Raw genomic sequence first — 12,322 nt, 5'->3', positions numbered from 1 at the left:
ATCGGCTTTATCTCACATCGTTTACAGCAGCTACAGAGTCACGCTCGATTAACCGGCATTCCGGCATAATCAGTGGCGCCGACTCGTTCCCATTGATCACATTGTACAAGCTCTCTATGGCCTGATAGCCCATCTCGTGCAGCGGAAGTTCCATCGTCGTAATCCGCGGGCGCAGATAATCACTGAATTCCCGGTTATCGAAGCCAATCACCGACAAGTCCTCCGGAACCTTAACGCCTCTTTCATCGGCTGCCTGTAATACCCCTACCACCATAACATCATTCATAGAGAGGATAGCCGTCGGCGGCTCCGGCAGAGATAACAGCTCGCCGGTCAGGACATATCCGGATTCCCGCTCCCAGTCCCCCATCTTGATCAATAAAGGATCAAAGGGCAGTTCAAAGTCGGTAATCGCCCGATAATAACCGTTCAGCCGTTGTCTGGACGGAATGGAATCCATCAGCCCGCTAATGACCGCGATTCTGCTGTGACCCTTCGCGACCAGATGGGACATGGCCTCATAAGAAGCCTGTTCGTCGTTATAATGTATGGAAATGTCGTCCCGTGTATAACCGTAGGTATATACAATAGGTTTGTCATCTGCATCGATTAGTCCGGTTAGGTCACGGGTATGTACACCGATATAGATAATCCCGTCCACCTGCTTGCTGAGCAGCTCGGACACAGCATTGGCAGCGTACTTCCGGTATGCCTCTATATCAGCAAAATTACGGCCGATACGTTTATTTAGACGAAGGTTAACCAGTAAAATATGCAGATCATGCCGATCGCCAAAATCATTGATACCATCGATAATCTCGGGTGCATTAAACACCGTCACATCCTCCGCGATAACACCGATCGTATTCGTACGGTTGAGCTTGAGACTCTTGGCAATATCGTTGGGTTTGTAATTCAGCTCCTCAATCGCTTCAACGACTCGCTGACGCGTTTCTGGACGGACATTGCGGGTACCATTAAGCACATAGGAGACTGTAGCAATCGAAACATTGGCTTTAGCAGCGATATGCTTAATACTGGTTTTACTCATTGTAATTCTCCTATTCTATGCCGCTAACGTCTTGTTAAACGTTTAGATTGTTAAGTGACACCTAAAATATACCATAAGAAACTATCAGTAGGCAAGAGTTTTCCGTCAAGCTAAACCCCTTAATGAATCAAGGGGTTTTATTGGTTAAGAAGGAATAACTGTAATATTGCTCCGCATTACTCAGGCTTGTCCAAATATCTGGACTTTCCCCGCCTATGTACCAGTAGGCCACTCCCGCTAAATTTTTAGTAACAGCAAAATGATATTTGGCAATTAAAGAGCGCCCGTCCTCAATCCAAATCATGTGTTGCATAGCATTGTTCGTATAGCCGGCAACATATTGAGCCAATGATTCATTCCATAGCGGTTTCATCGAATAGGTATTGATCCTCTGATTTTGCTCAGTGAACGTAATGAATCCGGAGGATAAAACTGTTCCATTTTGCTTTAACATCCAGTCCCGGTTATAAAATGGCAGTGCCAATATGACCTTGTCATTTGATACAACCTTTAGCAAGGTTTCGAGTGCGTTTGTGATATAGGGAAGCGAAGCATTAGAGCCTGGATTGACACTTCCACCGTAATGCTCATCGTAGCCCATCATTACTACATAATCCACTTGTTTGCCAAGCGCAGCGTAGTCAAATGCCTCCGTCCAATCCGTACCAAGATCAGGCGATACATCTATAGACAGCGTAGCATTAACGCCATGCAATCTTTCTGCTAATAAGGTAATAAAAGCTGTCAAATATTTCCGGTCCGTTGCCTTTACATTCTCAAAATCTATATTTAGCCCATCAAGGCCATATTTACTTACTATCGCTGCTAATTGGGTTATTACAGTATTCCTTGCTGTTATGCTAGATAACATTAGATGAGTAGCTTCTTGATCGGACCGGTTACCGACCATCGCCCAAATTTCTTTGTCCTTCGTCTTTGCCCACGAAACAAGCGGGATTTCCGTTGAATCCGTTACAATCCCAGTTCCCCCTACAAAATACCACCGTGGAGACAAGATGTTCACATTCGATTTCAGAATAGTGCTCTTATACTCTGCGGTTGTTTGTCCATACTGCCAGCCGATAACAATCTGTTTTTGCGGCTCGTTCTCAAGCTCTGCGGCCCAGCTTTTATTTTGCAGCACCCGATAAATAAGTACAGTTGCTTCCTGCCTGGTAATTGCATCCGCTGGACGAAAATATCCTGTTTCATCGCCCTTCATTAATCCTAGCTTACTAACGGCGGCAACAGAATTACCAGCCCAAGCAGCAATATGATCACTATCCTTATATGCTGTCAGATTAGCGGTTTTGCCGTTCGTTTGTTGCAATGCACCAGCCATCCAAACAGCTGCCTCTTGTCTTGTAACTGCTCTCTTTGGTGCAAAGGTAGTCTCCGAGGTTCCACTTGCCAGGTTCAGCTGAACAGCCGCCTGAATTGGACCGTAATACCATTCATTCATTACAACATCTGTAAAAGCGGTTACTGGACTAGCCACTGGATCAAGCTTTAGCAAACGTTCCAGCACAGTAATAAATTCTGCTCTGGTCATAGACTTTGCTGGTGAGAAACTCGTCAACGAGGTTCCTGTAATAAGCTTTTTATTATATAAATCTATGATCTCTTTTTGGGCATAGCTTGTGTTTATATCATCAAAAGGCAGCCGTCCATCGGCCAATATATGCTGACAAAACATGCTTATCGAGCAAATGACGGCGGCGGCGGCTATGATGAATCTACCTAATATGGCCTTCACGAGATTCCTCCTATGACTTCAATTTTAGAATTGTATCAAAGATAGAATCTTTATTCATTGATGAAATACTGGTAAATCACAGCAAAAAAACAGCCAGTCACCGGAAATTCCCCGGCGGCTGGCTGTTTAGGTTAAAAGCTGTAAATACAGATTACAAATTCCAAATGCGATACACAATAACTGCCGCTTCAGCGCGGGTGAGTGTATCGTCCGGTGCAAGCTTGCCGTCTTTGCCGCTGACAATTCCCAATTTCACCAGAGCTGCCAGGCTGTCTCTGGCATAATCAGCAATCCGGTCTGCATCCTGATAGGTTTCCAAAGATGCGCTGCCACTGGCCTTTTTGCCGGCTGCCGCCAGTGCGCGGTAAGCGACCACCATCATATCCTGGCGGGAAAGCTCACTGTATGGCTTGAACATGTTGCCTTCATAGCCAGTAACGATGCCTAATTGCTTCGCAATGGCAAGTTCATTTCTATAATCAGCATCTTTCTGGACATCGCTGAAGGCAGTACTATCCTGATCTGTACCCTTCAATTCAAGGGCTCGCACAAGAAGCGCGGTGAAGTCTGCTCTATTCATCGCTGTCTCCGGGGAGAAGCTGGTCTTTGAGGTTCCTTTGACGATATCCCGGGCAGCCATGGCAGCAACAGCCTGCTTTGCCCAAGACAGGTTCTCCATATCCTCGAAGCTCATAGGGTTATACGCAGCCGCGTAGGTGCCAAAATAAGTCGTTTGGAACACAAGTGCTCCGCTTGCGGCGTCATAACGGCCGTTCGGGATAGATATCATGCTGCCATTGGCTGCACGGTACCAAACGACGAGCAAATCCGTGTGGCCCAGCTCTTCCACTGTCGGCTTGTAAGGAACGGTTACCTTTACAGGCGCATTCGGGTTGTTCCATGCCACTGCCTGGCCGCCAGCTATAACGTTCAGCTCCATTACCGGACGATTGCCAATCCTATCACGGGCTACCGTATTCAAATTGTTTATTGAGGCCTGATTTACACGGATGGACACGGTGTCAGTATTTACTGTAGCACTGGACAGCATATTGCTCGGAACCTCGATAGCTGCTAAGTCTGTTTTTATCAAAAGTACATAGTTTTCCTGACTCTTCAAGCTTTGAGTAGGCAACTGCACTTCATATGAGGAGACGTTTGCTTGCTTCGGCACTTCGACTATGATCTGTTTCCGTCCATATGCTGCCGGAGTAGCTTGCTCAAGGGCTTTTTTCAGGTGATCGCCCGAAATCGCTGCCTTCGCCCCTCCGCTTTCGGTCTTCACTTCCGGTTTGATCGTCACCACGCCATCTTTGCTCTCAACGTTTCCTGCCTGCGGAATTGATCCGTTGCTACTGTTACTGTTATTACTGTTGTTATTGTTGCTGTTGCCGCCCTCGTTCGATTGGCCGGGTTTACCCGTAAGCGTAAGCACACCGTAAACGGAGGTGTCCTGATAACCATTGCCGGTTGTATCATTCCATGCGGCAACACTTTGCCGGGCCCCGTCTTTGGCGTCATTAATCTGTACGTCGAAACCGATCTTTTTGTCGTTGCTTGCTGAGATTTTTTTAAACGGAATCTTTACTTCAACTGTGTAGTTGGTTCCGGTAACCTTGGTCGATGATTCGAATCCGCCAGCGATCCCAGCCGGATTGAAGGAAGTCCCGTTATCAAAATTGACTCTGAACTGTCCGTCATCGTCTTGATAGAACGTCGTCTTCCCATTGTTTTCATCCAGGAAGATTTCGACGGAATCCTGTTCCCATACGTTCTTACTGCTCTTGTCCAGCTGCGCGTCGCTGACCTGAATCAAAACATACAGATTTTGATCATCCCAGAGGGTTTTGGCCACTCCGGCCGCGCCCTGCCATGCGATCTGGTACCGATTCACCGGCAACTCCGCCGCCTTGCTCCAGACAGCATCAACCGTCCCGTCAACTACAGGTGAAGCATAAACAGCGGTCGATTGGTTTGCGCCGGTAGAATCAGGTTTATGCTCCTCCATAAATTTACCGGGGTTGATAACCCCGTAGTAAGCCGGCTTGGCCTGCAGGTTCTTATCGAATAATAACGGATTAGCAGAAGCTCGCCAGCTCGTATGGTCGTCCAAGCCCCAGAAGGTAACACGCTTTATATTTGCGGCGTGAGTTTTGAAGAGCTCCATCAATTGCGCGTATAAATAGCCCTGGGCATTCGCAAGCTTCCCGGAAAGCTGATTGTTGCTCCCAGCCTGAATATCAAGCTCGGTGATGCTTACTTCTACGCCTAAGGAAATAAACTTCTCCAGTGACAGCTTTACGTTTTCAGGATTGGTGTTGACACTGTAGTGCCCCTGCATGCCGACGCCGTCGATGAGATGTTTTCCCGGATGTGTAAGCGCATACCTATCATTGATGGCTTTGACCATGTTATAAATGGCTGCCGCTTTATTCTGGTTATCTTCGTTGTAATCGTTGTAGTACAGCTTGATATTCCAATCTGGATGTTGGTCCAGCACTTCTCTTGCCGCCAGGAAGGCCTGCTCCACATAATCTGCGCCAATGGCACTCTTCCAAGGGGAGTGACGCAGCGAGGTTTCCCAATCTGCCGGATTACCCGGATTATCGCTCATCGCTTCGTTCACGACATCCCAAGAGATCACCTTATCACCGAAATGTTCCACGACCGTTTTAATATGGGTCTGCAGATTTGCGAGCGCTTCGTCCCGCCCCAAGGGAAGGCTATTACCTTCAGCATCCTTTGTCGTATTCATCCACACGGGAGATTGCTGATGCCATACCAGCACATGCCCATGCATCAACATCCCTTCAGCCCGTACCTTAGCAACCATGGAATCCGCAGCGTCAAAGGTAAAATTACCCTTTGCCGGCTGCAGCGCATCCGGTTTCATCGCGTTTCCTGCGGTAGCGGCATTGTGATGCATTTTAAGCAACTCCAGCCGTACACCTTCCAGATCCTCGGCTGTTATCGCGTTGCCGATCAAAAAATCATTTTGATAGGCAGTCTTTACAGGAATCAGGTCCTTTTGTATGGCGATTGGACCTGTGCTTGTTTTCTCAAAATGGATGTCGTCGATATAGAAAGATGCTGCTGCGTTATTGGCGCTCTCGACATAGATGGTTAAATATTCGCCGCCCACACTGTTATAGCGGTAGCTTCCCTCAAATTTAACCCAACCGTCGCTGGCACTGATTGTTTTGGGGGAAAGAGCTACATAATTCGCGCTGCTTCCATTCCCGGTCTGCGTGGACAGCTGCAGCTGCGAGCTTGCGGGTTCGATCAGCTTGACCCAGGCCGAAATGTTATATTCGCTGCCCTGGTCCACATACTTCTCCACTCGCAAGGACGGCCCATGCCACGTAGCTGTTCTGCCCTCTACTTTCAAGGCAAAGGAACCACCCCCGGTATGATTCTCTGTATCTGTAAGAGTCAGCTTCTCAGTCCCGGCTCTGCCTCCAAAACCGCCGGTAGTCTGATCCTCAAAGGTGATGGCAGTGAATGGTAAGGCCGGTTCTCTGGGCGGTCCTTCTCCACCGTCCGAAGTGACTTTCTCGGTGATGAGAAGGTCTCCGATATAGAAAGAAACCTCGGCTCCTGCTTTGTTGGAGTTCATACGCAAGGCCTGATCTGTGCTTGTATCGACGGTAAATTCCTTAGTCAGAGTAACGGCTTTGCCCGCTTCAAAATTCACTTCCGCATAATTTCCATAGCTGTTCACAGTTTGAAGTGCAGCATTAGCGCCGGTGGGCAGATTCACATTTGCATCCACATAAACAATTGAAGTCACCGTGTAGGTTTTTCCGTTTTCCAGTCCGAGGTCGCTGAATTTGAAATCAGCCGCGTCCCAGTTGTTTACTCTGTTGCTTACGTATAATGCCGCTCCGTCTGCATTGCCTGCAAAAGACTTGCCGGTGACAGCCGTCAGGCTGGCACCTCCCGATTGAACAGCTTTGCCTGCACCAGCCGCAAAGGTTTCATGATAAACCGTTTTCGTGACTTCCAGTTTCGGTGTTGCAGCTTGCGCAACCGGAGCAAGACAGCCTAACGGAATAAGCAGACTCGCCGCCAGTACTAACGAGAAGACCTGTTTAATCATTTTACTCATGCGTTACACTCCTCTGTATGAATTTGGGTTAGACAAGTTAAGCGCTTACAAATATGGAAAGCCGCCCCCTTTCTCACCCCAAATCGTAGCATAATGCAAAAAGTGCGTCTTACTCTAAATTAAAGATTGTACCGTGCTTTTTATATATCATTTGAATTGCGCTTAATCCGCAACTTACCTAAGAACTTGCACAACAAATCAACAAAATGATTGGCTTATAATAAACATAAGAACAATTGAGCGATACTATGGAGGTTATTATGAACTGGAAATCGGCGATTGAACAAACGTTGGCCACCACCCGCCTTAACATCAAGCGCTTCGGAGACCAATTTCCCATCGTAAGTCTTGGGGACGGCAAATATCATTTAACTGACCATACCAGCTGGACGGAAGGATTCTGGTCCGGGATATTATGGCTGAGCTACGAATACAGCAAGGACCCGGAGATTCATGCTGCAGCCATCAAAAGTGTGGACTCTCTCAAAAAACGCTTGGAGGCTAAACAGGGACTCGATCATCATGACATCGGCTTTTTATATTCGTTGTCCGCGAAGGCCCGCTGGATTGTCGATAAGGATGAAGACTCCCGTCTGCTGGCGCTGCAGGCTGCTGATATTCTGATGAAGCGCTGGCGGTCTGCCCCGCAGCTGTTTCAAGCCTGGGGACCGGAAGGCGATGATGCCAATGGGGGCCGGATTATCATTGACTGCCTGATGAATCTCCCCCTGCTCTATTGGGCTACTCAACAGACCGGGGACCGCAGCTATGCCGACTGTGCCAGCATGCAGGCTGAGAAAAGCCGCCGGTTCCTGGTGAGGGGAGATGACTCTTCCTACCATACTTTTTATTTTGATCAGGTAACGGGAAATGCTATCCGCGGAGGAACAGAACAGGGTTTCCAAGACGGTTCCACTTGGACGCGGGGACAGGCGTGGGGGGTGTATGGCTTTGCCTTAGCTTACCGCCATCTCAAAGAACCTTATTTCCTGGATACCTCAAAACGGCTTGCCCGTTATTTTCTGGAGCAGCTCCCGGAGGATCATGTTGCGTACTGGGATTTCGATGCTCCGCAAGAGCAGGACACACCCCGCGACAGCTCGGCTTCCGCTATCTTTGTGTGCGGTATCCTTGAGCTGCTTGAACACTTGCCGGAAGATGATCCGGAGCGGGCATTCCTTGACGAAGCGGTCCACAAATCTATAGCTTCCCTGGTGAACCGCTATTTCACTGCCGGCAGTCAGACTGAGGAGGGTTTTCTGAGGCATGGTTCCTATTCCGTCAGGGGAAAATCGTCTCCCGATGATTTCATGATTTGGGGCGACTATTTTTTCCTGGAAGCGCTGATGCGGCTGGAGCAAGGAATACCGGGATATTGGTACGAACGTTAAAGTGAATATGGGCAAGGGTATAGGATGAATCAACCTTACACCTGTATATGAAATTGCAAACCGGCAGGCTCCCCATCGGAGCTCTGCCGGTTTGATGTGCTGTATGGATTGATGGCGTTTCTATTAAACTATTTTATTTTTCATCGCCTGCTATTTATACTGTAATTAAAAATGGTTGCAAGGGAGCGTTTCATGAACAGGAACGATCATACGCCCAAAGGGCTTGAACCCGGTCTACTGATGTACAAGTATAAATATGAAGATGAGGAATCCCATTGGTTTCACGCGCATAGGGGAATTGAGATACTGTACATATATAACGGTCATGGAGAAATCATGGTGGAGAATCAGACCTACCCCATTCAGGATCACACGCTGGTTTGGTTCCAGCCCTATCAGTTGCACCAAGTGATGGTTCCTCCGGCCCCCAACCGTTCTTATATTCGGACCAATCTGACCTTTGACCCCAGTTTTCTGGAGCATTATCTTACCGCTTTTCCTTTCCTGGAGAAGTTTTTCCGGAACATGTGGAAGGGCACTCTGCAGAGACCGGTTTTCTATGCCATGAATAATACCCCGATTCTGGATTTGCTGGAGGAGTTACATCATTCCGTAAATGATTCTGCCGCAAACAAAGAAGAAGATACCGGATTCCTGATGCTTCAGCTGATGCGTTTGCTTCAAAAACAAGTGTCCGATGTCCAAACCGAAGACAATCCCATCCAGTCGCGTGGAGGCTCACATGTCGAACGGATTACCGACTGGCTGGACGAGCATTACAAGCAGCCCTTCAGCCTCGAAACGCTGGCTGCCAGTTTGCATCTGTCGCCTTACCACATTTCACATTTGTTCAAGCAATATGCCGGCATCACCCTGTCCGAATACTTGATTCAGCGGCGTGTCAGAGAGGCTTGCATACTGTTGGCCAATACCGGTAATTCCATTCAGGAGATTGCTGTGGAGGTGGGCGATCTTTCCCCGTCATACTTCAGCCAGATGTTCAAAAAGATCAAAGGAATTTCACCGGACCAATATAGAAAAAGCATCCGCTGAATCCCTATCATAGGCTGGATCACCAATCTCATAATAATCACAAAAAATCGCCCCTTGGTAAAATGGAAGTGATGAGCAACCATTTCAAAAAGGGGCGATTTTCGTGCATGCAGTGACAAACAGGGTCAGTTAACCATTCCAGATGGATTGCGAGGCAGCACGTACTCGTTCTCTTCCTTCGCTGCTGCCCTAGCTGATTCGGATACAAGAGCCGCTATTTGCAGATATTCGGCACATTTCAGGTGCTTACGGACCAGTGACGTTATGACCTCATTTCACACGTTACTTCCTGCTTGTGCGGCCAAATAACGTCTTTCCAGTCCGCGACGCTGTACGCACAGTCTTTTTTCCACAAATAACGTCTCCTCAGTCCACGCCCTAATACAACGCCTAGATTGAAAGCAAAAAGATCAACCACAGTAGCATCCCATCCCTCGCCTGCCAGCGAAGATCAGCGGGATCCTACAGGAAAACTTCAACCTTGACGGACGAGCGTCCAGGGTACGGCGCGAGGATGTTGCCCTCCACCCGTTCTCCGTCAACGGTGATTTGTTTGACGCCTTTGCAGACCTTGCTTGCGTTCGTAACGGTGATGTCATAGTCACAGCCTCTGAAGCGCCGCTTCACCGTAAACCCTTCCCAATCTGCTGGAATGCAAGGGTCGATGGACAGGCCGCCCAGCACCGGCTTCACCCCCAGAATATACTGGGTGGCGGCGACATACATCCATGCAGCCGTTCCGGTTAGCCAGGACACGTTGGCGAGGCCGAACTTGTCAGACTCCGGCCCGAACAGGTTGGAGGCATAGACGTAGGGCTCTGCTTTGTAACGCCATAACCCTGCCTTGTCCATGGCCACATTCGGCAGCAGCTGGCGGTAATATTTGTAGGCCAAATCTCCCCGGCCCAGCATACATTCAGCTATAATAGCCCAAGTGTTGGCGTGGCAGAATACCGCTCCGTTCTCCCCCGTCCCCTTGTTGTAATTGGTCAAAGGGTCGGCGGGATCAGGAAAGCTGCTGATGGAAGGATGGATTTTTTTGATGCCAAGCTCCGTGTCCAGCATTTCGCGGACACTGTCCATCGCCCGCAGCCCCTTATCCCCATCCGCCATGCCGGACATCGTGGCCCAAGTCTGGGCATTGAGCCAGATTTTGGCCTCGTCGTGTTCATCGCTGCCGAGGAACCGGCCGTCGTCCATAATAGCCCGCCGGAACCATTGCCCGTCCCAGCCGATGCTGTTGACGAGTTTACGCTGCGCCTCATACATGGCTTCATATTGTGCGGCATGCTCCGGATGGCCTGCGGCGGCCGCAAGATCAACCATGCGCAGCAGCACCGTTCCAAGCTGCATCGCCGTCCAGATACTCTCGCCCCGCCCCTCACGGCATACGCGGAACAGCTGGTCGTTCCAGTCCGAGTGCAGCATCAGCGGGAAGCCGTTAGGCCCCAGCTTCGACGCCGTAAAGTCAATCGCTGCCTTCAAATGCTCATATACCGTGCCTTCGCCGCCGTCATAATAGGGCAGTTTGGCCTCCAGAAAAGCGGCATCTCCGGTTTCTGCAAGCAGATCCCATGCGGCAAGTGCGGTCCATAAATGGTCGTCGGAATGGATACTCGTTACCGGCTCCCAGCCTTCGTTCGGAAAGAAATAATGGTTAACATGACCGTCCTTGTACTGTTGGCCGAGCAAAAGCCGCAGCTTGTCAAAGGCAAGCTCCGTGTCGAAGGGCACAACTGCCAAAATATCCTGTGAGGTGTCCCGGTAGCCCACTCCGCGGAACGTGCCGGTGGCGTAAAAGGAAATGTTGCGTGAAAACAGAAAGTTACGGTGCGCCTGGTACGGATTCCAGATGTTGATCATCCGCTCGGCGTCCTTGTCCGGCAGCCGGCTCTCCCACGCTCCCAGATAGCCAGCCCAATTCTCTTTCAGCGCCCGGAAGGAGGATTCAACAAATCCGGCTTCCCGGGAGTGGGCTACGGCCCGTTCAACTTCCTGCTCATCCGCTGCGGTGCCGAGAAACACATTGATGGTGCGGCTCTCGCCCGGCTGCAGCGTAAGATTGAACTGCAGCGCACCACAGGGGTCCCCGCCCATCAGCGTCGATCCGGTGCAGCCGCCGCTCTCAATCGCTGCCGGGTTTGATTCGCTGCGGTAACAGCCGATAAATTCCTCGCGGTCGCCGTCATAGCCAGCTAGCGGTGTATCCGAAGCCAGATAGACCAGCGGCGTCTCTTCCGGTTTGGGCTGATTTTCGACCCCGTACCGGTACACCAGCGTTTCCGCTGGATGATATTGCACCGAAACCTGATGTTTGTTGTAGCATTGCCACTGCAGCTCGCGCATAAATTCCATCATGCCGAACTCGGCGTAGGCGTAAACCTTCAGTTCTTTCGCTACACTGCCCTGGTTGGACAAGGTCAGATTCCAGATCAGCGAGTTCTCGTATGGCCCGACAAAATACACCGTCCTGGCGGCGATACCGGCCCGCTTTGCCTCGAAGCGGGTATAACCCATGCCGTGGGCGCTTTTCCACTCCTCAGGTTTGTCCGAGGCGGGCTCGCTGGTCGGGCACCAGTACCCGCCCGTTTTTGCATCCTGCACATAGATATAGGGACCCGAACGGTCCATCGGCAGGTGAAAGAAACGGTAACGGGTGATCCGCCAGATCTGGGGCGACTTATAAAAGGCCACACCACCCCCCGCATGCGACAGCATTGTGTGGAAAGTGCCGTTCGACAGGTAGTTCATCCACGGCGTAGGCATATCATGCCGTTTAAATTCAACTTCCTTCTCCTCGTCACAGAAGGTATAGTAATCCTTCGGCTCAGCGCGGTTTGTGCGTAATCCGCTTGACGGCAAGCCGCCTGTGTCCTCCTTATGTTCCTGCTGCCCGGATGGTTCAGCATGCTTGAAGTGTTCCGCTTTCACTGGGCTCCAGCTCCTTTATGATGATTATGATA

Annotated in this window: 6 protein-coding genes; 2 read left to right on the top strand and 4 right to left on the bottom strand. The window is 49.9% G+C overall.

What is annotated here, in order from left to right; genetic code table 11:
- Positions 1–7 precede the first annotated feature (7 nt).
- The 3 genes from NST07_RS08535 to NST07_RS08525 all read right to left on the bottom strand — a co-directional run bounded on the left by NST07_RS08535 (position 8) and on the right by NST07_RS08525 (position 6,915).
- Complete coding sequence (locus NST07_RS08535; protein ID WP_341091102.1) at positions 8–1,051, bottom strand: LacI family DNA-binding transcriptional regulator; 1,044 nt, start codon at positions 1,049–1,051, stop codon at positions 8–10.
- Positions 1,052–1,178: 127 nt separating this feature from the next.
- Positions 1,179–2,807 carry an S-layer homology domain-containing protein gene (locus NST07_RS08530; protein ID WP_342481370.1) on the bottom strand — a complete coding sequence of 543 codons (1,629 nt, stop codon included), beginning with the start codon at positions 2,805–2,807 and terminating at the stop codon, positions 1,179–1,181.
- A 151-nt stretch (positions 2,808–2,958) separates the two neighbouring features.
- On the bottom strand, positions 2,959–6,915 hold the full coding sequence (locus NST07_RS08525; RefSeq protein WP_342481369.1) for an endo-1,4-beta-xylanase: 3,957 nt from the start codon (positions 6,913–6,915) through the stop codon (positions 2,959–2,961).
- Between the two features lie 260 nt (positions 6,916–7,175).
- Here NST07_RS08525 and NST07_RS08520 point away from each other — a divergent pair, with 260 nt between their 5' ends.
- Both NST07_RS08520 and NST07_RS08515 read left to right on the top strand, forming a co-directional pair.
- Positions 7,176–8,306: a glycoside hydrolase family 88 protein gene (locus NST07_RS08520; RefSeq protein ID WP_342481368.1), complete on the top strand. Its 1,131-nt coding sequence runs from the start codon at positions 7,176–7,178 to the stop codon at positions 8,304–8,306.
- A gap of 192 nt (positions 8,307–8,498) precedes the next feature.
- Complete coding sequence (locus NST07_RS08515) at positions 8,499–9,359, top strand: AraC family transcriptional regulator (protein ID WP_342481367.1); 861 nt, start codon at positions 8,499–8,501, stop codon at positions 9,357–9,359.
- Between the two features lie 462 nt (positions 9,360–9,821).
- On the opposite strand, the gene NST07_RS08510 is transcribed toward NST07_RS08515, so the two are convergent.
- Positions 9,822–12,290, bottom strand: a complete 2,469-nt coding sequence (locus NST07_RS08510) for a glycosyl hydrolase family 65 protein (RefSeq protein WP_341377765.1) — start codon at positions 12,288–12,290, stop codon at positions 9,822–9,824.
- Positions 12,291–12,322 lie beyond the last annotated feature (32 nt).

This window comes from Paenibacillus sp. FSL L8-0340 (assembly GCF_038593145.1).
Lineage (GTDB): Bacteria > Bacillota > Bacilli > Paenibacillales > Paenibacillaceae > Paenibacillus_AQ.
Note: the sequence above shows the minus strand (reverse complement) of the source record. Positions and strands in the feature narration are given on the sequence as shown.

Coding starts and splice junctions, on each gene's coding strand:
- NST07_RS08535 (WP_341091102.1), bottom strand. CDS start 1,051: ATGAGTAAAACCAGTATTAAGCATATCGCTGCTAAAGCCAATGTTTCG.
- NST07_RS08525 (WP_342481369.1), bottom strand. CDS start 6,915: ATGAGTAAAATGATTAAACAGGTCTTCTCGTTAGTACTGGCGGCGAGT.
- NST07_RS08520 (WP_342481368.1), top strand. CDS start 7,176: ATGAACTGGAAATCGGCGATTGAACAAACGTTGGCCACCACCCGCCTT.
- NST07_RS08515 (WP_342481367.1), top strand. CDS start 8,499: ATGAACAGGAACGATCATACGCCCAAAGGGCTTGAACCCGGTCTACTG.